General features: G+C 37.2%; 23 protein-coding genes. 10 read left to right on the top strand and 13 right to left on the bottom strand.

All coding sequences use genetic code 11. The annotated features are described in order from the left end of the window. Positions 1–4: 4 nt before the first annotated feature. The 7 genes from EV197_RS08920 to EV197_RS08890 all read right to left on the bottom strand — a co-directional run bounded on the left by EV197_RS08920 (position 5) and on the right by EV197_RS08890 (position 6,339). Positions 5–1,021 carry an endonuclease/exonuclease/phosphatase family protein gene (locus EV197_RS08920; protein ID WP_130286410.1) on the bottom strand — a complete coding sequence of 339 codons (1,017 nt, stop codon included), beginning with the start codon at positions 1,019–1,021 and terminating at the stop codon, positions 5–7. Between the two features lies 1 nt (position 1,022). Continuing rightward, positions 1,023–1,883, bottom strand: coding sequence for a rhomboid family protein (locus EV197_RS08915; protein ID WP_242610712.1), 861 nt, complete (start codon positions 1,881–1,883; stop codon positions 1,023–1,025). A 47-nt stretch (positions 1,884–1,930) separates the two neighbouring features. Then, the gene (locus EV197_RS08910; protein WP_130286408.1) at positions 1,931–2,677 is read right to left on the bottom strand and encodes a rhomboid family intramembrane serine protease; all 747 of its coding nucleotides are present in this window, start codon (positions 2,675–2,677) and stop codon (positions 1,931–1,933) included. 3 nt (positions 2,678–2,680) lie between these two features. Beyond that, positions 2,681–4,555, bottom strand: coding sequence for a DNA mismatch repair endonuclease MutL (gene mutL / locus EV197_RS08905; RefSeq protein ID WP_130286407.1), 1,875 nt, complete (start codon positions 4,553–4,555; stop codon positions 2,681–2,683). Beyond that, complete coding sequence (locus EV197_RS08900) at positions 4,556–4,846, bottom strand: riboflavin synthase subunit beta (RefSeq protein ID WP_130286406.1); 291 nt, start codon at positions 4,844–4,846, stop codon at positions 4,556–4,558. Positions 4,847–4,994: 148 nt separating this feature from the next. Further along, positions 4,995–5,498 carry a 6,7-dimethyl-8-ribityllumazine synthase gene (gene ribH, locus EV197_RS08895; protein ID WP_130286405.1) on the bottom strand — a complete coding sequence of 168 codons (504 nt, stop codon included), beginning with the start codon at positions 5,496–5,498 and terminating at the stop codon, positions 4,995–4,997. Positions 5,499–5,568: 70 nt separating this feature from the next. Then, positions 5,569–6,339, bottom strand: coding sequence for a tetratricopeptide repeat protein (locus EV197_RS08890; protein ID WP_130286404.1), 771 nt, complete (start codon positions 6,337–6,339; stop codon positions 5,569–5,571). A gap of 138 nt (positions 6,340–6,477) precedes the next feature. Between EV197_RS08890 and recF the strand changes: the two genes are divergently transcribed. From recF to EV197_RS08875, 3 genes are read left to right on the top strand one after another with little or no spacing between them, the layout of a single operon-like run. Then, the gene (recF, locus tag EV197_RS08885; protein ID WP_130286403.1) at positions 6,478–7,560 is read left to right on the top strand and encodes a DNA replication/repair protein RecF; all 1,083 of its coding nucleotides are present in this window, start codon (positions 6,478–6,480) and stop codon (positions 7,558–7,560) included. After that, positions 7,560–7,985: a lipocalin family protein gene (locus tag EV197_RS08880; protein WP_130286402.1), complete on the top strand. Its 426-nt coding sequence runs from the start codon at positions 7,560–7,562 to the stop codon at positions 7,983–7,985. Before recF ends, EV197_RS08880 begins: the two co-directional genes overlap by 1 nt. Position 7,986: 1 nt before the next feature. Further along, positions 7,987–8,283, top strand: coding sequence for a DciA family protein (locus EV197_RS08875; protein WP_130286401.1), 297 nt, complete (start codon positions 7,987–7,989; stop codon positions 8,281–8,283). Here EV197_RS08875 and EV197_RS08870 read toward each other — a convergent pair. The 3 genes from EV197_RS08870 to EV197_RS08860 all read right to left on the bottom strand — a co-directional run bounded on the left by EV197_RS08870 (position 8,275) and on the right by EV197_RS08860 (position 12,147). Further along, positions 8,275–8,670 (bottom strand): acyl-CoA thioesterase, encoded by a 396-nt coding sequence (locus EV197_RS08870; RefSeq protein WP_130286400.1) that lies wholly within the window; start codon positions 8,668–8,670, stop codon positions 8,275–8,277. The genes EV197_RS08875 and EV197_RS08870 overlap by 9 nt on opposite strands. Positions 8,671–8,831: 161 nt before the next feature. Continuing rightward, positions 8,832–10,286, bottom strand: a complete 1,455-nt coding sequence (locus EV197_RS08865) for a hypothetical protein (protein WP_130286399.1) — start codon at positions 10,284–10,286, stop codon at positions 8,832–8,834. Between the two features lie 172 nt (positions 10,287–10,458). Further along, on the bottom strand, positions 10,459–12,147 hold the full coding sequence (locus EV197_RS08860; protein WP_130286398.1) for a hypothetical protein: 1,689 nt from the start codon (positions 12,145–12,147) through the stop codon (positions 10,459–10,461). Positions 12,148–12,302: 155 nt separating this feature from the next. Between EV197_RS08860 and EV197_RS08855 the strand changes: the two genes are divergently transcribed. From EV197_RS08855 to EV197_RS08845, 3 genes are all read left to right on the top strand, one after another. Then, the gene (locus EV197_RS08855; protein ID WP_130286397.1) at positions 12,303–12,824 is read left to right on the top strand and encodes an RNA polymerase sigma factor; all 522 of its coding nucleotides are present in this window, start codon (positions 12,303–12,305) and stop codon (positions 12,822–12,824) included. A 66-nt stretch (positions 12,825–12,890) separates the two neighbouring features. Then, positions 12,891–13,799: a FecR family protein gene (locus tag EV197_RS08850; RefSeq protein WP_130286396.1), complete on the top strand. Its 909-nt coding sequence runs from the start codon at positions 12,891–12,893 to the stop codon at positions 13,797–13,799. Positions 13,800–13,803: 4 nt separating this feature from the next. Further along, complete coding sequence (locus EV197_RS08845; RefSeq protein ID WP_130286395.1) at positions 13,804–16,353, top strand: TonB-dependent receptor plug domain-containing protein; 2,550 nt, start codon at positions 13,804–13,806, stop codon at positions 16,351–16,353. A gap of 66 nt (positions 16,354–16,419) precedes the next feature. Here EV197_RS08845 and EV197_RS08840 read toward each other — a convergent pair whose 3' ends face one another. Both EV197_RS08840 and EV197_RS08835 read right to left on the bottom strand, forming a co-directional pair. After that, entirely contained in the window at positions 16,420–16,839 is a 420-nt protein-coding gene (locus EV197_RS08840; RefSeq protein WP_130286394.1) for a nucleoside-diphosphate kinase, read from the bottom strand. 138 nt (positions 16,840–16,977) lie between these two features. Further along, positions 16,978–18,021: an alkaline phosphatase D family protein gene (locus tag EV197_RS08835; RefSeq protein ID WP_130287094.1), complete on the bottom strand. Its 1,044-nt coding sequence runs from the start codon at positions 18,019–18,021 to the stop codon at positions 16,978–16,980. A gap of 72 nt (positions 18,022–18,093) precedes the next feature. Between EV197_RS08835 and EV197_RS08830 the strand changes: the two genes are divergently transcribed. Genes EV197_RS08830 through EV197_RS08820 form a run of 3 tightly spaced genes read left to right on the top strand, consistent with a single transcriptional unit; the run spans position 18,094 to position 20,815 of the window. Continuing rightward, on the top strand, positions 18,094–19,110 hold the full coding sequence (locus EV197_RS08830) for a DHH family phosphoesterase (RefSeq protein WP_130286393.1): 1,017 nt from the start codon (positions 18,094–18,096) through the stop codon (positions 19,108–19,110). Then, positions 19,107–19,664 (top strand): gliding motility-associated peptidyl-prolyl isomerase GldI, encoded by a 558-nt coding sequence (gene gldI, locus EV197_RS08825; RefSeq protein WP_130286392.1) that lies wholly within the window; start codon positions 19,107–19,109, stop codon positions 19,662–19,664. Before EV197_RS08830 ends, gldI begins: the two co-directional genes overlap by 4 nt. A gap of 8 nt (positions 19,665–19,672) precedes the next feature. Further along, a complete protein-coding gene (locus EV197_RS08820; protein ID WP_130286391.1) occupies positions 19,673–20,815 on the top strand; it encodes a peptidylprolyl isomerase in 1,143 nt (380 codons plus the stop codon). A 1,248-nt stretch (positions 20,816–22,063) separates the two neighbouring features. On the opposite strand, the gene EV197_RS08815 is transcribed toward EV197_RS08820, so the two are convergent. Beyond that, positions 22,064–23,524 carry an aminoacyl-histidine dipeptidase gene (locus EV197_RS08815; RefSeq protein WP_130286390.1) on the bottom strand — a complete coding sequence of 487 codons (1,461 nt, stop codon included), beginning with the start codon at positions 23,522–23,524 and terminating at the stop codon, positions 22,064–22,066. Between the two features lie 94 nt (positions 23,525–23,618). On the opposite strand from EV197_RS08815, the gene EV197_RS08810 reads away from it, so the two are divergent. Further along, the gene (locus tag EV197_RS08810) at positions 23,619–24,695 is read left to right on the top strand and encodes a DUF3810 domain-containing protein (RefSeq protein ID WP_130286389.1); all 1,077 of its coding nucleotides are present in this window, start codon (positions 23,619–23,621) and stop codon (positions 24,693–24,695) included. Positions 24,696–24,708 lie beyond the last annotated feature (13 nt).

Raw genomic sequence — 24,708 nt, 5'->3', positions numbered from 1 at the left:
AAATCTAAAATTTAATTCGTGATAAAATAGGATAATGATCGGATAGTTTAGCGTCAAAGGTTTTGAACTCCACTACTTCCAATTCTTCGGCAACTAGTATGAAATCAATACGTAGGGGAAAGAAATCAAATTCAAAGGTTTTTCCAAATCCACTGCCGGCTTCTTTAAAAGCGTCCTTCAAACGTTCCGAACGAACTAAATTGTACACATAAGAAAACGCTGAATTATTGAAATCACCAATCACTACATTTTTATAAGGCGATGATTTGAGGTGGGTTGATAACAATTCGGCCTGATTTTGCTGCTTTTTAAAAGAGCTCTGAATACGTTGTAGCAGTTTCTTAGAGTCTTCTTTCGCCAGGGCTTCTTTATCTGGATTGATCTTATGCGATTGTAAATGTACATTGTACACCCTAAGCGTATCATTATTTACTTTAATATCCGCAAAAATAATATTGTTTGGTGTTTTCTTAAATTGTAACGATCCTTTATTGACGATAGGGAATTTAGAGAAAATAACCAACGCCAACTCCCCGTTGTCATTATTAAAATCTTTATAGGTATAGGGATATTGGGCAAAGTCAATATGGGGCGTGTCAAAATATTCTTGCACACAAAAAATATCTGGTTGCTCTTGTTTGATAAGTGTTGAAATCTGATGGGGTATGCTATCTGAGGCTATCCAATTGAATCGATTAAAGCTATGTACATTATAACTCATCAGTGATACACCTTCGGCAGCAGCTACTTTTGTTGTATTACTGATTTTATACAGTGATAAAACATGACTCAGTCCTAACATTAGTACTAACAGAGATAGTAATAGTCGCTTGTTGAGCTGAACAGCCCAGTACACCAAAAAAAAGATGTTAACCAGTAATAATAAGGGAACTGCTAAACTTAATACGGACAATAACGAAAAGGAAACTGGAGACACATACGGTAACAAATACGACAGCAATAACGCAAAGGCAACGACGGAGTTTGCGACAAATACAAGTTTGTTTAACAATTTTCGCATATTATTCTTTACCGGCCTTAAAAAGAAAATCCTTTTCTTCTTTCGTCAGACTATCATACCCGCTTTTGCTGATCTTATCCAGTATGGCATCAATCTTCTTTTGATTATTATCTTTAACATCTGATGACGTTTTGGAACGATAAGAAGAAGTGGTCGAGGATGAAGTACGACCTTTACTTTTATGCACGGTTTTAAGCGGACTTTTCTTTTTGGGTTTAAATATACTGGCAATACTATCCATTAGTCCCTCAAACCAGCTACCTATATCTCTTCCTTTTTTAAGTTGCATGGCATAGGCATACCCAAAAGCCGCGCCTCCAAGATGTGCTATCATACCCCCGGCATTACCCGTGGCAGCATTTTGATTAGGGAGCTGTACCAAATCCATCAAAACCATAACCAAACCAACCTGCCATAACTTTACGGTAAAAAAGAAAATACGAATCGCCGCATTGGGAGTATATGTGGCAATAAAAATCACAATTGCCAGTACGGCAGCAGACGCCCCAATTAAATATCCGTTTCTACCCGCTAAAGCTGGAAATAAATTATAAGCCAATACGAATAGGGCACCACCGGCAATACCCCCTAATAGGTAAATGGTTAAAAATCGCTTTTCAGTAAACAAGTTCAACACATATTGCCCAAACCAATAGAGCATCAGCATGTTCCAAAAGACATGCCAGAATCCAAAATGCAAAAAGCTATAGGTAACCAACCCCCAAACCTGATAGATAAAATCAGTAGGATTACTGGGCAAAACAAACCATTTCATCGTTTGCTCGGGACCATATCCGAAAATCCAGGAACCCAAAGTAGCTCCAATGAATATGAGTGCATTAATAACGATCAGTTTGATCATTACATTTGATGTCTTCCATTTATATGTCAAATCATTACTTGCCATAACTAATACCAACGGTTCTGATTAAACGAATTTTTTTTCCAATACCACATCGTGATAAAACCTATTAAGGCTCCGCCGATATGTGCAAAATGAGCTATATTTTGACCTAAAAAAGAATTGCCAGTCAATCCAAAAATCAAATCTAACCCAATTAAACCAGGAATAAAATATTTAGCCTTAATTGGTACAGGAAAAAAGATTAACATTAAGGATGATTCTGGAAAACTTATACCAAAGGCAACTAAAATTCCATAAATTGCTCCTGAGGCACCCACAGCTGGATCACTAAATGAAGAGTTAAAGCTTTCAATAGTAGCTCGATAGGCTATATCAAATGCTTCAGCGTTAACTCTATACCCTTGTTTAATCAAATCATAAATGTCATTTGGATTGACTCCTAAATCTATTAAAGTATTGAATCCTGAAGTAAATTGATAATAGTTATATAATAGATGAAGACCCATAGCTCCTAGACCACAGGAAAAATATAGAAAAATAAATTTATTTTTTCCTAAAATTTGTTCGACTGGACTCCCAAAAGCCCATAACGCGTACATATTGAAAATTAAGTGCATTAAACCACCATGCATAAACATATGGGTAATCACCTGCCAGAACGCAAAGTTTTCATTCTTGGGAAACCAAAGACCAAACATCTCAATAGCCTTGTCTCCCAGGGTCAGTGACCCTACAAAGAAAATAACGTTAATGATTAATAAAACTTTTACTGTCTCTGTAATTCTACCCATAAACTAAAATTTCTTATCGATTTCGTCTACACTCATTGTAATGAATGTTGGTTTATTATCTGGCGTATAATTTGGTTCTGTACACGCAAAAAGACGATGTACCAGGTGTTGCTGTTGCTCCGTTGCTATAACTGTTCCTGTTTTTATGGCCACACTCTTGGCAATAGATCGTGCCAACAAATCTGTTTGTGAAAAGGAAGTATCCGGAACCTCATTACTCAAATCTGCTAATAATTGCTCCAATAATAAAGAGACTCCCCCTTCGCTAACAGCAGTTGGAATACCGGTGACCACGACTTCTTCTTCGGCTAGCTTTTCGAAAACAAAGCCCGTATTTTGAAGCTGTTCTTTAATTTCTTGTAATAACGCTATTTCTTGCCTCGTATAGGATAATTGTAGCGGAAATAATAATTGTTGACTAACCGCATTGGACATAGTAATATGCTTTAGCATTTCCTCATACACTATTCGCTGATGTGCTCTGCTTTGATTAATAATCAACATCCCACTTTTAATCGTGGTAATAATATATTTTCTTCGCCATTGATAGGTTAGCTGATGATCCAAAGCAGCATCCTCGTTTTCATCAAATAATTGAGAAGTTACTTCTGTCGTTTCGAACTCCACTGCGCTAAAGGAATTACCCTCATTACTTTGTTCTTCTTCCGCTCCTTCTAGCCCTACATATAAGTTTTCCCAGTTTGCTGCGGTATCCCTTCGATAACTTGATGCTGTTACTTTTTTGGGAGAAAAACCAGTAGACGAATCTTCTTTAAAAGGATTAAAATTTCGATCAACCTCTACGGTAGGTTGCTGGGCCGCCTTTTTCTTAAACGCATAAGGGGTATCAAAAGTATGATCCCGCTCAAAATCCAACACAGGTGCCACATTAAATTGACCCAAGCTATGTTTTATCGCAGAGCGAAGCATAGCATATAAGGCGTGCTCATCATCAAATTTAATCTCCGTTTTAGTAGGGTGAATATTGATATCGATGGTTTTTGGATCTACGTCCAAATAAATAAAATAGGTAGGGTGTGCTTTATCCTTTAACAAACCTTCAAAAGCAGCGTTAACCGCGTGATTAAGGTAGGCACTCTTAATATATCTATTATTGACAAAGAAAAACTGTTCTCCTCGGGTACGTTTTGCAAATTGAGGTTTACCCACAAATCCCGTAATCGTTACCAATTCCGTTTCTTCTTCTACTGGCACCAATTTTTCATTGGTCTTACCACCAAAAATATGAACAATGCGTTGGCGATGATTCGCCACAGGAAGATTAAACACCTCACTGCCGTTATGGTACATTTCAAAGCGAATATCCGGATGTGCCATCGCTACCCTATGAAATTCATCAATGATATGTCGTAACTCTACATTGTTTGATTTTAAGAAATTGCGTCGTGCTGGGATATTATAAAACAAGTTTTTTACACTGATAGCAGTTCCTGTAGGAGTTACACAAGGCTCTTGTCCACTAACCTGACTGCCTTCTATTCTTAGTTCAGTACCAATTTCATCTCCATCGCGACAGGTTTTTAATTCTACGTGAGCAATAGCAGCAATAGAAGCTAACGCCTCTCCACGAAACCCTTTGGTATGTAATTGAAATAAATCTTCCGCTAATTTTATTTTCGAAGTAGCATGCCGCTCAAAACACAATCGCGCATCGGTGACACTCATCCCAATACCATTGTCAATAACTTGTATCAATGTTTTACCAGCATCTTTAACCACTAACTTAATCGTAGTGGCTTGCGCATCAATAGCATTTTCAAGTAATTCTTTGACTACAGAAGCAGGACGCTGCACCACCTCTCCGGCTGCAATTTGATTGGCTACGTGATCAGGTAAAAGTTGAATTATATTAGACATTTATCGCCTTGAGGTAAATATGGATAAATCAAAATCAATTAAAAAGAGAAAAATAAGAACGAGGACAGCAAAAATCACCAGGATCCTTCGGTTTACACGTCGATCTGATTGACCTTTTAATTCGTCCCAGGCAGTAACGAATCGATCCTTAATATTCCCTGTCTTACCGACAGTAGATCGGTATTGATCAAACTTATGTGTTATTTGATATGGACTACCTTCTCCATTATTTTCCCAATATCTGGGCGTATAACTATACTTCTTATTTTTCCTTGTCTTAAAAATTCCCATAACTTATTCAAATATAATTAAAATACGAGCTATTCTAAAGGTTTTTGCCTTAGAATAACGCTAAACTTTTATCAACAACTTCCTTGCCGAAAAAGTTTATATACTCGAAAAAATAGGAAAATCTGACAATCAGGTAGCTACCTAAGTATTATTTGTAAAATTTGGCATCTTTGCGTAGTTGCGCCATTTTGATGGCAGCAATTGCGGCTTCGGTACCCTTGTTGCCGTGTTTGCCTCCGGATCGGTCTATAGATTGCTGCATATTGTTATCCGTAAGCACGCAAAAAATGACTGGGATATCACCTTGAATGTTTAAGTCTTTTATCCCTTGGGTAACACCATCGCAAACAAAGTCAAAGTGCTTGGTCTCGCCCTGTATTACAGAACCGATAGCAATAACCACATCTAGCATTTCAAACGATTCCATAATTTTTTTGCAACCATAGATCAGCTCAAAACTACCAGGAACATTCCAGCGCACAATATTCTCCTTTATTGCACCACAATCGATTAGTGCATCAAAAGCGCCTTGGAACAGGCCCTCTGTAATGGTATCATTCCATTCTGAAACAACAATCCCAAACCGAAAATTTTTCGCGTTTGGGATTGTTGCTTTATCATACTGAGATAAATTTTTATTTTCCGTAGCCATCTGTATGTTTGTGTTAGTTTCAGCTTAGCAAAGCATCAGGTAACCTAACGCTTTTCTCCGCATCAACTACTTATTTCATCGCCTGAGCTCTTCCTAAATGTACATCTACCTGATTCGCTTCAGGACTCTTAGGAAACTCGTCTTTTATTCTTTCTAAATATTTAGTTGCTACATCTGCCTTGTTTAAAGAAAGCGCAGTAATAGCCGCTTTTAATAAAAATTTAGGAGTAGTAAACTCATTATCTCTCGCCTTTGCCGCTTTCTCATAATAAGAAAGTCCTTCTTCCATTTGATTCAATTGTACAAAAGCATCACCTATACCACCTAATGCTAAAGGCTGTAGTATTTGATCATCACTCGTAAACTTATCTAAATAATCAATAGCATTTTGATAGTTATTGGTATTAAGATAGGCGAAACCTGCGTAGTAATGTGCTAAATTAGCAGCTTTAGTTCCTCCATAATTGTCTATGATTTCTAAAAAACCATATTTACCTTCACCTCCATTAAGCGCCATATTGTATAAGGAATCTTGAACAGTTTCGTTACCGTTAACTGCATTATCAAAATATTGCTGTGCCTTAAACATTTCATTAGCTGCTTCTTGCTCTTTTGGTTGCTGAATAAACTTATCATAACCCAAATAAGCTAGCACTACTAAAGCAATAACACCTACAAAACCAAAAATATATTTCTGATTCTTAGCAACCCACTCTTCAGTTTTTGAAGCCCCTTCATCTAGTGTGTTAAATACTTCTGCCGTTGTAGAGTTGTCTTCAATAACTTCTACTTCTTCTTCCTTATTTTTTGGTTTATATCCTCGTTTCTTATAAGTTGCCATAAATTATCTTTATTGAAGGGCAAAAATAAAATTTTTATTCATAATTAAAAGCACAAGTTTTTATTATTTTTTGATAATTTGCAAAGCCCTACAAATAATTTATTTTTACTAACTACACCCTGAAGATCAATAGTTTATATGATATTAAAATCGCTCGTATTATTAAATTACAAAAACTTTGAGTCGCGTAATTTCGATTTTGATGAAAAAATAAATTGTTTAGTTGGTAACAATGGGGTAGGTAAAACAAATATCCTTGACGCAATTTACCACTTATCTTTTGGTAAAAGTTATTTTAATCCCATAACCAGTCAGAATATACGACATGATTCTGACTTCTTCGTAGTTGAAGGGATTTATGAAAAACAGGAACGCGAAGAAAAGGTTATTGTTAGTGCTAAACGAGGACAAAAAAAAGTAATTAAAAGAAATGGCAAGGCCTATGATACCTTTAGTGAGCATATCGGTTTTTTACCATTAGTAATTATCTCACCCGCAGATAGAGATTTAATCACTGAAGGCAGCGAAACTCGAAGAAAGTTTATTGATGGTGTGATCTCACAAAGTGATCAAGGCTATTTAACCACTTTGTTAAAATACACTAAAGCCGTTTCACAACGGAATGCCTTGTTAAAGTATTTTGCTGCGAACCATACCTTTGACCAAGACACTTTAGCCGTATATAATGAGCAACTACATGAATTAGGGTCGGTAATTTACGCCAAACGGAAAGAGTTTTTAGCTGTTTTTACCCCGATTTTTTTAGAGCGTTACCACGCGATTACCTCGGGTAATGAAGAGGTTTCATTAACCTACCAAAGCAAGCTTGAACATACTGACCTATTAACACTATTGCAAACACATCTCGAAAAAGATCGAGCGCTGCAGTATACTAGTGTCGGAGTTCATAAAGATGATCTGGCGTTCACCATTAATGAACATCCTATCAAGAAGTTTGGGAGTCAGGGACAACAAAAATCATTTTTGATTGCCTTGAAATTAGCACAATTTGAATTTATTAAAATGCAAAGTAAAGTCAATCCTTTATTGCTATTGGATGATGTTTTTGATAAATTAGATGAAACGCGTGTAGAGCATATTATAAAGCTTGTCGATGATCAAAATTTTGGACAACTTTTTATTAGTGATACCCATGCCGATCGAACTGAAAATGTTGTAAAAAAAATATCGCAATCCTACAAAATGTTTAAACTGTCATAATGCAAATACAAAAATCACCTTATATCATTCTTTTACTTACGGTACTGTTCAGTGCTTGCTCGCAGTATGATCCGAATACGATACCGCAACACCTTGAAGGCTACTGGGAAATCACAAAGGTACAAACCCAAGATGGTGAACATAAATCCTATACTTATAATCAAACGATAGATTTTATCACCCTACAGGACTCGATAGGGATTAGAAAAAAACTACAGCCTCAGTTGAATGGAACGTTTATTACCTCAACAGACCAGGAATCCTTTACGGTAGAACAAAAAAATGATAGCATTTATTTACACTACACCACTCCGCTAGATCAATGGACTGAAACTGTACTCAAAGCAGATAAAGAAGAGCTTATCGTAAAGAACCAAAATGGTACCACCTATATATATAAACGGTACGAAAAACTAAATTTATAGTATGGCAAAGCGATCTAATGACCATCAAAGCCTAAGCGAAGTGCTGAAAGAACTTATGGAAGGCAGTAAACTTCAAACCGGACTTGATAAAGTTGCGGTACGAGATGCCTGGCAGCAGGTTATGGGAAAAGCCATAAACAATTACACTCAAGAGGTTTTGCTTAGAAACGAAACCTTATACATATCATTAACTTCTTCCGTTTTACGAGAAGAGTTAAGCTACGGTAAAGACAAAATCATTATTAACCTCAACGAAACTCTTGGCAAGGAGCTAATCAAAAAGTTAGTGTTACGATGATTTCTTCAAGCGATCTTTAACAAACTCTATTTGGGTTTTACCGTGTGGTTTTGGCAATCCATCCTCACCGATATTTACCATAGTGATGTTTTCAACTCTAATTATGGTTTTGCGAGTAAGTTTGTTCCGTACTTCACACTGAAGAATAATGGAGGATTTGCCAAATTTGACTACATCCATTCCGATTTCTACTATATCTCCTTGAACTGCAGAACTAACAAAGTTAATCTCGGACATAAATTTAGTAACAATTCGCTTATTCTCGAGCTGAATCGCAGAGTATAAAGCTGCTTCTTCATCGATCCACTCTAATACACGACCTCCAAATAAGGTATTGTTGGGGTTTAAATCTTGTGGTTTTACAATTTTTCTTGTATGATATCTCATAATGTTCCCTTTTCCTATAAAGTTAGCAAATCATACTTGTAAATGCTAATGAAAAGAAACCGAATACTCCCGTTTTACCAACTTACAAAAACCTGGTAAACTGTTTTTTAGGATTCACAATTTTTTCGCTTTAAACTGTGGTTTTGATAAGGTAACCCTTACTAATTAATCACGATTTCTTCACAAAACTGAACCCCATTAGGACAATCAGGTGTTTCTGTAGTGATGCATACCTGGTAGGTGCCGGGATTGAATTGAAAGAACAACGTATTATCTCCATCAGGACCACCATCGGTTTCTATAAACTCCCCATTAATCGTCCAGTTATACGTAATATCATTCATTCCTGCAAAATCTGCAAAGAAGTTATATGCAGGATTAGTACCATCCTGTTCTGCGATGAAAAACAGGTCTGGACAAATGGGCTCTACGCGTATCTCTCTACAAAAACCAGTACCCTGCGGACAGGTGTTATTTTCGTATTTAATACAAACGTTATGTAACCCTGGTGCTAAATCCTGAAGTATCGTATTGTTTCCATTTTGACCACCGGTAGCGATAACCACGTCATCTACAGACCACTCATAATTGATTCTGTCTATGAATTCAAAATCAGCAACAAAGGTATAACTCGTAGTACCAGGTTCTTGCTCAAAGGTAAATTCCATTATAGGACAAAATTCTTCTACTACAATTTGCTGACAGAATGGAATTTCTTGTGTACAGGTCGGTGATTGATATTTGATACATACAAAATAGGTTCCAGGGGTATCAAATTCAAATTCTAAAATGTTATCTCCATCCACTGCAGGACCATCTCTTTCTATAACCCGATCACCTACAAACCAATCATAGGCTTCTGTAAAATCTTGAGGCAATATCGCTTCAAAACGGTATCCTAATACCTCAGGATTGGTTCGCTCGACTGTAAAAGAAAGTTCGCTAGGACAACCTGCGGTACACGCTTCTATAAGTCTGTAAAAACCAAAATAGGAAGTTACTTCGACTACCTCCTGCGTATTTAGTTGTGTTACTCTTATCGGAAATTCAAAAAGCGGTTGGTAGGTTTCAGGCTGCGATGCCAAGAACTGTGACAATGCTTCATCACTTGCAATATCAGTTCGATCACCAGCTTCTGAAAATAATACTACAGGATATTTCAGCTCGAAACAATTATTTTGATAGGCTTCAAAATCTTCTCTAAAGTTAGGTATTTCGCATTCTCTTAATACATTGAGAAATACATCTTCATTTTCTATGGTCACAGGGGTAGCACTACCTCTTTCTATAATTTGAAAAGGATAAGCAATTCCTTCGATATTAAAATTTAAACTTTGATTGCTTATGGCGTTTTGCAACGCATCATAATTTTCGATAGTAACGCGAGAATCATTAGCACTAAGTCCCAAAGAAATAGGATATACAAACTGAAAGCACAACTGTGTTTCAGGAGCATCTGAATTTTTGATAAAATCCAAATACGAAACCAGAGAAATACTAGGAGTTATCGTACCCTCCGTTTCATCCGGAAATATGGAATCATCATTTACACAAGATGTGGCAACACCCAGGAAAAGACAAACCAATACGTGTATGTAGATTAATTTTGATTTCAATGTTCTGCTTTTTATATATAACGCTTAAGCAGCGTTTTACCCTACCTTTGAATACTTTTTTATCAACAGTAAAGATAGAAAATTAATTTTCACAGTAAGGCTAACGAAAAAAAGCCCCGAGAAATTCTACTTTCTCGGGGCTTTTAACCTAATTAACTAAACTCGCAATATGTTACTCTACCACTAATGTTTTACAAAAGGTTGTTCCTTGTGGACAATCTGGAGTTTCTGCAGTGATACAAATTTCATAAGTACCTGCTCCAAATTGGTAATACATATAGTCATCTTTTTCACCAGAATCTACAATCTCTCTATGTACGATATCTCCGTTAATAGACCAGTAATAAGACGTTGTTTCTATATTCGTAAAGTTGGCAAAGAAATTATACCCAGGAGTATCGCCCTCTTGCTCAATCTCAAAGAAAAGATCAGGACAAGCGCCATTATTCTCTTCGATTTCAATCACTTTACAGAAACGCACACCTTCAGGACAGTTTGGTGTTTCTATCATCATACAAACCTCATAACGACCTGGATTAAACTGATAATAGAAGATATCATCAGATCCTGTAGTATTAGCTACACTCTCCCCATTAATAAACCAATGTATGGTTGTATTTTCGATGCCTTCGAAAGCTAATGGATAGAAATAGTATGCAGGATTGTCTCCGTCTTGCTCTGGCTCAAATGAGATATCAGGACAAGTAGCTGCTATTTCAATTACTTTACAATACGATGTTCCTTCAGGACAATCAGGGGTTTCAATTTTTAAACACACCTCATAACGTCCAGGTCCGTCAAACTGATAGTAGAATGGATTGTTATGTGGATTTTCTGGAGAGTCTCCAACATAGTTTCCATTAACAAACCAACTTAATACCGTATCATCAATACCATCAAAAGCTCTTGGGTAAAAATAGTAGGCTGCATTATCTCCGTCTTGCTCTGCTTCAAATGAAAGCTCTGGACAAGCTGCTCCTACTCTAAATTCTTTACAATAGATCACACCTTCTGTACAAGTATCCGTAAATGCTTTAAGACAAACTTCGTGTGTACCATTTTCAAATTGATAGGTCAGAACAGAATTATCTTCGCTACCCGTACTTTCTACCAATTGTCCATCAACATACCAAGCTAACTCTACTACTTGATCTGTCTGTTCTACCTGTGCTTCAAAAACATATACGCCTACGGTTCCAGGCTCTTGCTCCTTAACAAAGCTAATCTCTGGACAATCTTCTGCTACCTCAGTAACTTCAATAACTTTACAGTACTCTGCACCTTCTGGGCAATCCGGTGTTTCTGTAGCGATACAAACCTCGTATCTTCCTGGGGTATCAAAATTGTATATAAAATAGTTATCTTCATCTGGTGCAGAATCTTCTAAAAATTCTCCGTTGATAAACCATCCATAAGACACTTCATTAATACCTTCAAAATCAGCAATAAATTTATATTGGTTAGGTCTTTCGTATTGTCTGGACTCAAAGAATAAATCCGGACATGGATTTGTTTCATCACGCTCTACCGTAATTTCCTTACATACCTCAATAGGGCAATTTTCGTCAGCAACAGCAACACAAACCGTATAGGTTCCCGGTTCGAATCTATAATCAAATATTTGACCTGCAACATCATTAAGGCTTCCGGTATCAACAGGATCGCCATTAATAGACCAGGTTAAATCAATATCTTCGATACCATCTATTTCCGCTACAAAACGATATACTACGCTTCCAGGCACATTAGTAATGTCAATAGATACCTCTGGGCATCTATCTAACTCTTCAATATCCTGACAAGAATGGAACGTAAACAACACGGTGAATAACGCTACCAACCAAATGCTAAGTTTTTTCATCTTACTTTTATTTAGGGTTAATTTGAGTTGAGAACTAAATTCTATTATCCTCACACTTATAAAACGCGGCATTTAAAAAACACCCTACCCCCTTTTTTCATTTTTTTTGATACGACTAAAAAAAAAATTAGTTTTGGTGCTCCAATTAGCCATCTATGTCAGACAAAAATTCTACCTGCAACGAATCGAATTTTGATCACTTCTTTAAAGGACACGCCAAACTTTTAAGAAATTTCATCTATTATAAATTTGGGGATTTAGATCAGGCAGAAGATATCGTACAAGATGCTTTTATTAAATTATGGAACAATTGCAAGGAAGTACCATTAGAAAAAGCTAAAAGTTACATCTATACAGTAGCTAATAATTTTGCCATTAGTCTTACACGTCATCAAAAGGTAAAATTTAAGTATCAAAATTATATCGTTAGTAATACATCCGATGCAACGAATGAATCCTCGCCAGATTTTGTTATTGAGGAAAAAGAATTTGAAGAAAAACTAAAAAAAGCAATAGCAGCGCTTCCCGATCGACAACGCGAAGTGTTCTTACTGAGTAGAATTGATAAAAAAACGTATAAAGAAATCGCAGAATTATCTGATGTCTCAGTAAAGGCTATAGAAAAATTGATGCACAAGGCATTATCTACATTACGGGATAAAATCGGTGACATCTAATTAATTTTAAAAAAAGAGGTAGGGTATTTGGAAAGAAATACGTTACACTTATATATACCCTGAATTATGTATAAAGATCAAAACGATGAAAATTTCTTAGCGCGATGGATAAACGGAGAGTTATCCAAGGAGGAGCTTGAGGATTTTAAAAATCATCCCGACTATAAGACCTACCAAAAAATTAAGGTAGCTACAGATGCATTAGATACAAGAGCCTTTGATGAAGAAGCGGCACTGCGCTCGATTAAAAGCAAAAAAGAAAAACCGGTCAAAAAGCTGAATCCTATTGTAAAATGGTATCCCTATGTGGCTGTGGCAGCTTCACTAGCTATACTTTTTGCCTTGTTATTTTTTAACCCTACCGAAACTTTTGAAACCTCTTATGGCGAAAAACTTACGGTTACACTACCCGATGGTTCTGAAATGATATTAAATGCTACATCCAAAGCAAGTTTCAATGCAGATAATTGGAACGAAAATCGAGTAGTAGATTTATCTGGTGAAGCTTATTTTAAGGTAAAGAAAGGAAGTAAGTTTACGGTGGAAACAGAAAATGGTCAGGTTTGGGTTTTAGGTACTCAGTTTACTGTACAATCCCTAAATGATTTTTTTGAAGTTTCTTGTTTTGAAGGTAAGGTAAGAGTAGAAGACGCAAAACATAAACGCATCCTAACTCAGGGCATGGCATATCGCACGATAAATACCAATAGCGAGGATTGGACATTTGAGGAAGAAGAACCGACCTGGATTGATAATACTACCAGCTTACGAAGTGTGCCTTTTACCTTTGTTATCAAAAAGTTAGAACAACAGTATGGTATAACGGTAAATACTACCGCTGTAAATATCAATAAAACCTACACCGGAACGTTTCCAAATACGGATAAAGAAGTTGCACTTAACACAGTTTTTAGTACCTTAGGCGTTGCGTATTCAATTTCTGAAGACGGTAAAACCGTGATATTGGAAAAATAAACCAATGACTAAATATCTGTGTGTATTTTTAATAGTTTGTTCTATAAAAATATATTCTCAAAATGAGGATAATGCTACTTCATTTCAAAATGAAGCCTTACCCAGCATTCTAGACACACTACAGGATAGATTTAACATCAAATTTTCGTATCTGGATGAAGCAGTGGCAGCCCGAAAAGTCAATCTTACGCTAGTCCCTAATGGAGCATTAGAACCACTTTTAGACAGCTTAGAAAAACAAACGGGGCTAAAGTTTATCAAAACCAGCGATACCTTTTACACCGTACGCGCTTTTATGCCTTCGGACACCATTGCCATTTGTGGATATTTACTAAGTGAAATCGAAGAACCGCTTAGCGATATAGAGATTTTTATCAAAGAGACTAAAACCTACCTTTATACCGATAGCAAAGGTTATTTTTCTGGGGATAATATTCCTTACGGTTCAGCAATACTCGTTAGTGCTACTGGATTTAGACAACGGGTGTTACGAGGTAAAGCATTTATAAAAGAGGATTGTCCCACATTTATCCTCACAGAAAGCATTCAAGAACTAGACGAAGTACTGATACAAGAATATATTTCTACCGGAATTACAAAAACAGGCAACGAAATAAAAATTGATTTAGATGACGTCTCCATTTTACCCGGGCTAACTGAACCTGATATATTACAAGCGATACAGCTGATCCCTGGAATTAACAGCCCTTTTGAAACTGCGTCGGGTATCTATATCAGAGGAAGTGCCCCGCACCAAAATCTGGTACTGTGGAATGGTATAAAAACCTACCATCAAGGACATATGTTTGGCATGATCTCTGCCTTTAATCCTTATGTTGTCGATCAGGTAAATATCTATAAAAGTGGTGTTGATCCTACCTACGGTGATCGAATTGCAGGAGTAATTGATATTCAATCCGATACAGCAATCCCTGAATACACTACCGGAAATGCAGGTATAAACCTGGTCAACGCAGATGCTGTAGTACACACACCAATTATTAAAGACCAACTCTCCCTTCAGGTTTCGGGTAGAAGGTCCTATACTGATCTGGTAGAAACTCCAACTTTTGATCAACTATCAGATCGTGTATTTCAAAACACTACGATCAATACGGTATCCGATTTCCAAAATGACACCAATGACTTTTATTATGAGGATTATAGTGCACAACTAAACGCTAATCTTTCTACCAATAGTAAACTTAACTTTAGCAGTTTATATAGTACGAACAACTTAAACTTTGAACGCAGAAATGATACCTTAACCCTAAGCGATGAATTAAGAACCGAGAATGAAGGATATCGCATCAACTGGGAGTACCAACCTGGCCGAAAAAGATCCTATCAAATCAGTTCGTATTACTCTAAATACCTACTCGATTATCAATTCATCACCGATAATATGGGGGTGTTGGTAGAGAATGAACGCAAAAATAACAGCGTTCGGGATTATGGAGCCAAAATTACTACTACCTATAGCTGGTCGGAGTATTCCAAATTTACTAGCGGTCTCGAATATTCAAACAATGCAATTCGCTATGCCTTTGTGACCACAACACCTAACTTTGAATTGGTGTTGGATGAAGATGATAGAACCCTAAATACCTATTCCGTTTTTGCCAACTATAGTGTATCCGAACCAAAATCCTATCGTTTTGCTGTGGGGGCACGCCTTAATTATTACGAAGAATTAGATCAGATTGTTGTGGAACCTCGACTACAATATCAAAAACACCTCAACAACTATTGGCTAGTCCACACTACAGCAGAATATAGAACACAGGCCGTAAGTCAAATCAGAGAATCTGTGATCAGCGATCTGGCTCTCGAAAACCAAATTTGGACCCTGGCTGATCGCCAGGAGTTTCCTTTAGTTACAAGTTATCAATTGAGTACCGGTAGTACCTTTACTAAAGACAAATGGTTTATCGATGCTGAGGCTTATTATCGAAAAATTGATGATATTACTACCTTGACCGCTGGTTTTATAAATCCAATTGATAACACCTATAATCAGGGAAGCAGTAGTATTTTTGGTGCTGATATTTTTATCAAAAAACACTTTGAAAACTATAAAAGCTGGATCAGTTACTCCTATATCAATTCCAAAAATCAATTTGAAGCGATTAATAACAATAGCGCTTTTCCCGGGAATTGGAATATTGAACATACGATCAAATGGTCTCACTTTTATGAGACCGGTGATTTTCAATTTACACTGGGATGGTTATGGCATACCGGTAAAGTATACACCAACGTAGCTGGTGTTACTCAAGAAGGAGAAATTTTACTGCTCGATTATAATGAGATCAACGGTAGTACCCTGCCTTTATACCATAGACTAGATTTTTCTGCCACCTATGACTTTACCTTAGGGTCAAATAAGGAGGTTCGCTATCGCTTGGGCGCTTCAATATTAAATCTCTATGACCGAGAAAACATATTGAATCGTGAGTTTCGTATCAGTAATTCATTTAATACCAGATTTATAAATGACGATATGTATTCTTTAGGGATAACCCCAAACGTCAGTTTTCGAATATTTTGGTAATACTGCTAATAAAAAAACCGTGCTTACTAAAAAACACGGTCTTTCAAATATTTTCTTTGTTTTTGCTTAGAACTGCTCTCTACCTGAGAAATGAAAAGCACCCTCAATAGCCGCATTTTCATCGCTATCACTTCCGTGGATAGCATTTTCGCTAATGGAAGTAGCAAATTTGTTTCTGATAGTTCCTTCAGCTGCTTCAGCAGGATTAGTCGCTCCGATTAAGGTTCTAAAATCTTCTACTGCATTTTCTTTTTCTAAGATAGCCGCTACTATAGGACCACTCGTCATATACTCCACTAATTCGCCATAAAAAGGACGCTCTTTGTGCACAGCATAAAATTCCTTTGCGTCATCGGTAGTTAATTGTGTTAATTTCATTGCCACAATTCTAAAACCAGCTGATGTAATTTGCTCTAAGATCTGACCGATATAGCCTTTTCTTACCGCGTCTGGCTTAAGCATTGTAAATGTTCTGTTTGTTGCCATTATATCTGTATTTTAAGCTTTGATTATCCTGATAATGAATTCTGAAACGCTCAATATCAAAATGTTTGTTTTTAAATTTTGTGCAAAAGTATAGATAATAGTATCAAAAACAAGAAATAATAGTAGAAACTACATTTCTTATTTGGGATAGGTCTTACGATACGATTGAAGCAGTAGGTTATCCTTGCCACGCATTTCCATAGTTACTTGATAGGTGGTCAAATCAAACTTTAGTAAACCAAAACTAGGTATAGCAATCACCTTCCCTACTCTATGACGATTAGATTCTCCCGTAAAATCAGTATAGTCATGGGTTAATCCACTGCTGGTAAAATCCACCAAAGGATAGGATAAACCATCTGGCTGATAAACAGAAAACTCTGAGATATGACGATCTCCACTTAAAAAAATGACATTGCGCGCTTTATGTTTTTCTAAAAGTGCCATCATTTTGTTACGTTCCTTCGGAAAATTGCTCCAGCTTTCAAACTCGTGTTCTCCTGATAAGTATTGAATACTACTCACTATGATCATGAAATCCGAATAATTATTGGCTATTTCCTTTGCTAACCATTGCCACTGTGTAGCTCCCAAAACGGTAGCTGAAGGATCTGTTGTAGGTTGGTAACGTTTACCACTTTGACGATCCCTAACCAAAGGTGACCTAAAATATCTCGTATCTAATAAAATGATTTTAATACTTCCACCGGGTTTTTCAATGATTTTTGAGGTATAAATTCCTGCGCGATCTCTTCGTTCGTCGTCCTCATCAACTGCAAAGAAATCTAAAAATAGTTGTTGACTTTCTTGTTTCATTTTCCATTCCGCTCCCGCATCATTTTTACCATAATCGTGGTCATCCCATACCCCGATTACCGGTGTCGTTTGTAGCAATTTTTGATATCCCGGGTTTTGTAATTGTTGGTCATAGGCTTTTTTGAATTGTTGCATATCTGCGGTATCTGCATAGATATTGTCACCTGTCCAAATAAATAAATCTGGATCTTGCTTCATGATATCTTCCCAGAGCGGTTGTGGTTTATACTGCTTATTACAACTCCCAAAAGCAATGGTAAATCTTGCTTGTTCTGTAGCTGTTGACTCCTGGCTATATACCTTAGGCCATACCATAATTATCGCTACAAGCGTTATAAGCAACAGCAACTGTTGGTGTTTTTGCATAGGTAAATTCATACCCTAAAAGTAAAAGATCTAATATTAACAAACTATTATTTATTGTATATTCGCTCCCCTATGAATGAGAAAGAAATACAAGAGGTTAAGGAGTTACTATCACACAAAAAAAAGATTAGTATTACCGCCCATAAAAATCCTGATGGGGATGCCATAGGCTCCTCTTTAGGGCTGTATCATTATTTGGTAAAACTAGGACACGAGGTTTCGGTGATTATGCCCAATGATTATCCTGAGTTTTTAAAGTGGGTACCTGGAAACACTTCTGTACTTAACTATGAGCAGGAACAAGCCAAGGCCGATACCATACTGCAAGAAGCGGATATTATTTTTACCCTGGATTATAATCATTTATCCAGAACCGGTGATATGGAAACCATATTATCCTCAGTAGATGCGGAATTCATCATGATAGATCATCATCAACAACCAGATAGCTATGCGCGTTTTATGTACAGTGATGTTAGTATGAGCTCTACCTGCCAGATGATTTATCACTTTATTGAACTATTGGGCGATGTGGATAAGATTGATGCAGCTACTGCTACCTGTATCTATTTAGGTATTATGACCGACACCGGATCATTTCGTTTTCGATCCACCAATAGTGTAACGCATCAAGTAGTGGCTCAACTTATTGAAAAAGGAGCTGACAATTCGGCTATCCACGAACAGGTATATGATACCAATAGTGTTTCGAGATTACAACTCAAAGGTGTTGCATTGACTAACCTCAACGTACTCGACGAGTATAAGACAGCGTATATTACGATGTCGCAGGAGGAGTTAGACCGTCATAGTTTTAAAAAAGGAGATACCGAAGGATTTGTCAATATAGGACTCTCCATTGCAGGCATTGTATTCGCCGTTATTTTTATAGAAAACAAACAAGAAGGAATCATTAAAATTTCATTCCGATCCAAAGGCAGTTTTTCGGTCAATGAATTTGCTCGCGAGCATTTTGAAGGTGGAGGACATACCAATGCTGCAGGAGGAAAAAGTAATCTGTCATTACAGGATACAGTTGATAAATTTATTAGTATCTTACCATCTTATAAAAACGCCTTAAATTTATGAGAACAGCAGTAGTAATACTAGCAGGTTTGCTGTCCATATCCATGATCGCTTGTAAAACACCAGAGGCTCGAAAGCCCGTAACGGTAAAGACAGGATCTTTTATTGACGAATCGATTTCAAGAAATAAAAAACTTGCAGAACGCGAAGAAGCTAAAATCCAAGAAATCATTAAAGCAGATACCGCAAACACTTATATCACTTCTAAAGGTGGATTTTGGTATTATTATCAGGTAAAAGACACCAGCGCTGCGTATACCCCACAGTTTGGTGATGAAGTCATTTTTAATTATAATGTAAAAAGCTTAAGTGGTCAAACCATTTATACCGAAAAAGAAATCGATACGGTAACCTATCTCATCGATAAAGAAGAATTATTTTTGGGGCTACGCGAAGGACTAAAGCTGATGAAAGCAGGCGAAAAAGCTACGTTTCTGTTTCCTTCGTATCAAGCCTATGGCTACTACGGTGACGATAAAAAAATCGGTATGAATATTCCATTGATCACCGAAGTAACTTTACATAAAATCAATAGAGAATCAACAATAGAAAATTAATATTTAAAATGAAGAAACTAAGTTTTTTAATCTTAAGCCTTATTGCTATTACATTTACCAGCTGCGAAGAAAAATACCCGGAATTAGAGGACGGTATGTACGCAGAGATAGTAACCAACAGAGGTACCATCGTTGCAGAGTTGTTTTTTGAACAAACCCCAATGACCGTAGCAAATTTTGTTTCCTTAGCAGAAGGTACCAATACTATGGTAGATAGCACCTATAAAGGCAAAAAATACTATAACGGCATTAAGTTTCACCGTGTTATTAAAGACTTTATGATTCAAACTGGAGATCCGCTTGGAACAGGAACCGGTGGACCAGGTTATAAGTTTCCTGATGAGATCGTGGACTCATTGACTCACAAATCCAAAGGAATGTTATCTATGGCCAACTCAGGTCCTGATACTAATGGAAGTCAGTTTTTCATCACCCTTAATCAAACTGCCTGGTTAGATGGTAAACATACCGTTTTTGGAGAGGTTGTAAAAGGAATGGAAATTGTTGAAGCGATTGGAGAAACTCCGGTAGAAGGTTCTAAACCGAGAGATGATATCAAAATGAATGAAGTGAATATCATCAAAAAAGGTAAAGCCGCTAAAAAGTTTGATACCGATAAGGCCTTTACAGAAAAACTAAAAGAAATCGAAGCCGAAAAAGAAGAGAAAGCAAAAAGAGATGCAGAACGAAGTAAAAAAATAGCTGCAGATTTCGCTGAGAAAAAAGAAAAAGCAACGATGCTTGATAGTGGTTTAGGCATCTATTTTATCACTGAGGGTGATGGAGAAAAGCCTAACGATGGAGACACGGTTATGGTTAACTACGAAGGGTATTTTGCTGACGGTACCATGTTTGATACCAACAACGAAGAAAAAGCTAAAGACTTTGGTGTATTTAACCCAAGAAGAGCCGCTATGCCAGGTGGATATGGACCTATGCCAATGCCGTATTCTAAGGATGCACAGATGATCCAAGGATTTAAAGAAGGAGCATTACAAATGAAGATAGGAGATAAAGCTATTCTTTTCATTCCATCGCATATGGGTTACGGAGAAAGAGGTGCAGGACCAATACCTCCTAATACCGACTTGATTTTTGTAATGGAAATGCTTGAAGTGAAAAAAGAAGAAGCTGCACCAGCTACTAAGTAATAGTGTAGGCTAATGAGCTTTCTTACTTAGATAGCTAATTAACTTATAAGAATTAGAAAACTCCCTGAATGCTCAGGGAGTTTTTTTATATACTGCATTTAAATAGTGTTCTTTTTTGTATTGTCACCTTAAGCTGTTACATCAAGCTAAGTTGTAATGTTGTAGAAAGCATAAACCAAAAAAAACCGAAACATAAATCTCCTCCGAATTCTTCTCCTGGTTTACACGCTATTTATTAAGAATTTAATCCTTCTATTCTTTTTTGCATCGCCCAAAAAAGAACCAAAAAAGTCTAGCCTTAAGAAACATATGCTAAAAATATTGTTCCCTTCACTATGTAAAATGAACCTGTTGTACTCAAATCAATCATCACCAACATTAGTATAAAATATAGTGTATTAAGACATTATAGACTTTACGAATTTTACATTGTCGTTTCGTTCACTTCATTTTTTACGTATATCTTTCTAGGGCATTTTCTTAGTCAAAATTAATTTGTGGAACTTAAAAGTACTTTCCGAAAGTAAAGTAGCTAGGATATAAAAACATCCTGTAATACGCTTAAACACCCTAAATAAGCACATCCTTTTTCACTGAATTTTCAGAAGAAAAATGCATTCACTCTTTTTTGCATCGCCTTACCCTTCGACTAAGTTTATCCTGAGCCATGTCGAAGGACTCAGGGTGACCGTAACAAAACACTTTGACTATCCTTCAAAACACCATCAGAAAACCCTAGCTGCAAGAGAATATATACGCCTTATAATACTCCCCATTACCTGTGAAATTTAATGCATAATAAAAGTTTCGCCCTTTTTCACAAGAATAATCCTAGCAAAGCTCCGAGATTCAGGTGTAAAACACCGCGGAGTTTGTGGGATGGTTTTTAGCAACAGCTAAAAAATTCCTATGAAAAAGTGTCGTTTTCTTTGGTTCATTTCTTGTCTGCGTCCGACGAGTTTACGAGAGGAATGCATTGTCAAAAGAAATGAACTAGAAACTAAATCTTCACCGAATTCTTACCCTGGTTTACACGCTATTTACTAAGAATTAAATTCCAATATTCTTTTTTTGCATCGCCTTACCCTTCGACTAAGTTTATCCTGAGCCATGTCGAAGGACTCAGGGTAACCGTAACAAAAAACTTTGATCATCTTACGACACCCAATAACTATCGAAATAAGATGACCGAAGCATAGCTTGTGTTGAGCGTATTAACTACTTAAAAAAATAAAATAAACCTTGTTCTTACTTCTTCGGAATACGCTTTAGCGTTTCTAACACAAATTTCCAATACTTCTGAGCAGAGGAAATACTAGCGCGCTCATCAGGGGAATGGGCTCCTAAAATCGTAGGTCCAAAAGAAATCATATCCATCTCTGGGTAATGTTGTCCCAGGATTCCACATTCCAATCCGGCGTGGCAGGCTGCTACATGTGCTTTTTCACCATTAAGTTCCTCGTATAAACCATCCATTACTTTTAAGATGGGTGAATCCATATTAGGAGCCCAACCTGGATACTCACCACTGGTAGTTACATCGCATCCGATCAGTTCAAAAGTAGCGCGTAATTTATTCGTCAAATCCTGCTTAGAAGAATCTACACTACTCCGCGTTAAACACTCTATCGTAAGCGTCCCCTCTCCTACCGTAACTTTAGCAATATTATTTGACGTTTCAACCAATCCAGGAATGGAAGCACTCATCGTATACACCCCATTATGCGCGGCATATAATGCTTTCAATAAACCTTCCTGCACGCCTAATTCCATCACCCTATCGGGTAATGATGTCGGTACTACTTCAATTTTCAAATCTTTATCCACAAGCGCCAATTCTGCCTGTATGGTAGCCGCCAATTCTTGTGTTTCAAACTCAAAAGCTTCTTTATGGATCTCATCAATGATCACCGTAGCGCTGCTTTCTCGTGGGATGGCATTTCGCAAGCTTCCGCCTTTAAGGGCAGCAACGCGTAGCCCAAAATTTTCATAGCCTTCAAACAAAATGCGGTTCATGATCTTATTGGCATTACCCAACCCTTTGATGATATCCATACCCGAGTGTCCGCCTTGCAAACCTTTTACCGTAATGGTGTATCCTAAAGAATTCTCGGGAGTACTTTCTTCCTTATAGGTTCTAGTAGCAGTAATATCCACACCTCCTGCACAGCCTACTCCGATTTCATCATCCTCTTCGGTATCCAGATTCAATAAAATATCACCTTGTAACCAATCTCCTTGCAGTTCCATAGCACCGGTCATTCCGGTTTCTTCATCAATCGTGAACAAGGCTTCGATGGCAGGATGTTCAATTGCTTTGGATTCTAAAATCGCCATAATGGTAGCCACGCCTAAGCCGTTATCTGCGCCTAGCGTAGTACCCTTAGCACGTACCCAATCGCCATCTACATACATGTCTATCCCCTGCGTATCAAAATCAAAATCAGTGCCTTCATTTTTTTGGTGTACCATATCCAGGTGCGATTGCATCACCACAGTTTTGCGGTCTTCGTAACCAGGAGTTGCCGGTTTTTTGATCAAAACATTACCAACAGCATCCACTTCGGTTTCCAGACCCAGTGATTCCCCAAAGGATTTCATAAAAGCGATAACCCGCTCTTCTTTTTTGGAAGGTCTGGGTACTTCATTAAGGTCTGCAAATTTATTCCATAGCGCTTTAGGTTCCAGCGCTCTTACTTCGTTACTCATATCCTATGTGTGTTTTTAGCAAAAGTACATTATGCGGCTATTATATCAAATGATTAACGAAATGTTGTAAGTTTGTTTGCCTAAAGTGTACTGTATGAATACCAAAACAAAACTATATCTCACGATATTACTCCCGGTACAAATTGTACTATTGAGGCTACTCACATTTTTTCCAGAGGTGGTGGAACACTGGTATAGTAACGGGATCTATCGGTATATCTCCAAAGCATTTCGCTATGCGCTGGGGTGGATTCCGTTTTCATTTGGCGACCTCTGTTATGCTGCACTGATCGTTTTACTGATCCGGTATATTTTTACTAACATCTTAACCCGCAAGATACAATGGAAAACTGTGGCTCTAGATATCGGCGCTACGCTATCGATCGTATACGCTGCTTTTCATTTGATATGGGGTATTAATTATTACCGTTTGCCCCTGCATCAGGTATTAGCAATTAACGATCAGTATACGGAAGAAGAATTGATTAGCGTGAGCAAAAAGTTAATCGAACGTGCGAATGCGTTGCACCTGCAATTAGAACAAAATGACTCTGTACCAGTTCGTATGCCCTATGATAAAGATGAGATTTTTAAACAAACCATCCCAGCCTACGATCAGTTGGATACTATTTTTCCGGAGCTGAAATACCATCCCAGAAGCATTAAAACATCTTTACTCTCCTTACCCCTTACCTATATGGGCTTTAGTGGATACTTAAATCCGGTGACCAATGAGGCGCAGGTCAATGGCTTGATCTTAAATTATAAAGCACCCACCACCAGTTGCCACGAAGTGGCGCACCAATTAGGTTTTGCAAAGGAAAATGAGGCCAACTTTATAGCGGCTTTGACGACTATGAATTATGACGATCCGTATTTTCAGTACAGTGGTGTGACCTTTGCGCTAAAATTTTGCTTGAACGATTTATACTTTAGAGATGAGCAAAAGGCGATCTGTATGATCGAAGAAGACCTACGACCCGGTATTCGTAGGAACTATCAGGAGGTTAATGACTTTTGGCTGAGTTATGAAAACCCTTTAGAACCCTTATTTAAATCTACCTATAACAGCTATCTCAAAGCCAACAACCAACCCGAAGGTATGGAAACCTATAGCTACGTGGTAGCGCTATTGGTCAATTATTTTAAGGATAGAGAGGTTGGGATTTAGAAAGGTACTTTTT

The sequence above is a fragment of the Aquimarina brevivitae genome, from assembly GCF_004216895.1.
GTDB lineage: Bacteria > Bacteroidota > Bacteroidia > Flavobacteriales > Flavobacteriaceae > Aquimarina > Aquimarina brevivitae.
Note: the sequence above shows the minus strand (reverse complement) of the source record. Positions and strands in the feature narration are given on the sequence as shown.

Excerpts from the sequence above, each read along its gene's own strand:
- EV197_RS08835 (WP_130287094.1), bottom strand. The coding sequence starts at position 18,021 with ATGCAAAAACACCAACAGTTGCTGTTGCTTATAACGCTTGTAGCGATA.
- EV197_RS08810 (WP_130286389.1), top strand. The coding sequence starts at position 23,619 with ATGAATACCAAAACAAAACTATATCTCACGATATTACTCCCGGTACAA.
- EV197_RS08820 (WP_130286391.1), top strand. The coding sequence starts at position 19,673 with ATGAAGAAACTAAGTTTTTTAATCTTAAGCCTTATTGCTATTACATTT.
- EV197_RS08840 (WP_130286394.1), bottom strand. The coding sequence starts at position 16,839 with ATGGCAACAAACAGAACATTTACAATGCTTAAGCCAGACGCGGTAAGA.
- EV197_RS08900 (WP_130286406.1), bottom strand. The coding sequence starts at position 4,846 with ATGGGAATTTTTAAGACAAGGAAAAATAAGAAGTATAGTTATACGCCC.
- EV197_RS08915 (WP_242610712.1), bottom strand. The coding sequence starts at position 1,883 with ATGATCAAACTGATCGTTATTAATGCACTCATATTCATTGGAGCTACT.
- EV197_RS08880 (WP_130286402.1), top strand. The coding sequence starts at position 7,560 with ATGCAAATACAAAAATCACCTTATATCATTCTTTTACTTACGGTACTG.
- EV197_RS08850 (WP_130286396.1), top strand. The coding sequence starts at position 12,891 with ATGTATAAAGATCAAAACGATGAAAATTTCTTAGCGCGATGGATAAAC.
- EV197_RS08920 (WP_130286410.1), bottom strand. The coding sequence starts at position 1,021 with ATGCGAAAATTGTTAAACAAACTTGTATTTGTCGCAAACTCCGTCGTT.
- EV197_RS08845 (WP_130286395.1), top strand. The coding sequence starts at position 13,804 with ATGACTAAATATCTGTGTGTATTTTTAATAGTTTGTTCTATAAAAATA.
- gldI (WP_130286392.1), top strand. The coding sequence starts at position 19,107 with ATGAGAACAGCAGTAGTAATACTAGCAGGTTTGCTGTCCATATCCATG.
- EV197_RS08830 (WP_130286393.1), top strand. The coding sequence starts at position 18,094 with ATGAATGAGAAAGAAATACAAGAGGTTAAGGAGTTACTATCACACAAA.
- EV197_RS08875 (WP_130286401.1), top strand. The coding sequence starts at position 7,987 with ATGGCAAAGCGATCTAATGACCATCAAAGCCTAAGCGAAGTGCTGAAA.
- EV197_RS08815 (WP_130286390.1), bottom strand. The coding sequence starts at position 23,524 with ATGAGTAACGAAGTAAGAGCGCTGGAACCTAAAGCGCTATGGAATAAA.
- recF (WP_130286403.1), top strand. The coding sequence starts at position 6,478 with ATGATATTAAAATCGCTCGTATTATTAAATTACAAAAACTTTGAGTCG.
- EV197_RS08855 (WP_130286397.1), top strand. The coding sequence starts at position 12,303 with ATGTCAGACAAAAATTCTACCTGCAACGAATCGAATTTTGATCACTTC.
- ribH (WP_130286405.1), bottom strand. The coding sequence starts at position 5,498 with ATGGCTACGGAAAATAAAAATTTATCTCAGTATGATAAAGCAACAATC.
- mutL (WP_130286407.1), bottom strand. The coding sequence starts at position 4,555 with ATGTCTAATATAATTCAACTTTTACCTGATCACGTAGCCAATCAAATT.
- EV197_RS08870 (WP_130286400.1), bottom strand. The coding sequence starts at position 8,670 with ATGAGATATCATACAAGAAAAATTGTAAAACCACAAGATTTAAACCCC.
- EV197_RS08860 (WP_130286398.1), bottom strand. The coding sequence starts at position 12,147 with ATGAAAAAACTTAGCATTTGGTTGGTAGCGTTATTCACCGTGTTGTTT.
- EV197_RS08910 (WP_130286408.1), bottom strand. The coding sequence starts at position 2,677 with ATGGGTAGAATTACAGAGACAGTAAAAGTTTTATTAATCATTAACGTT.
- EV197_RS08890 (WP_130286404.1), bottom strand. The coding sequence starts at position 6,339 with ATGGCAACTTATAAGAAACGAGGATATAAACCAAAAAATAAGGAAGAA.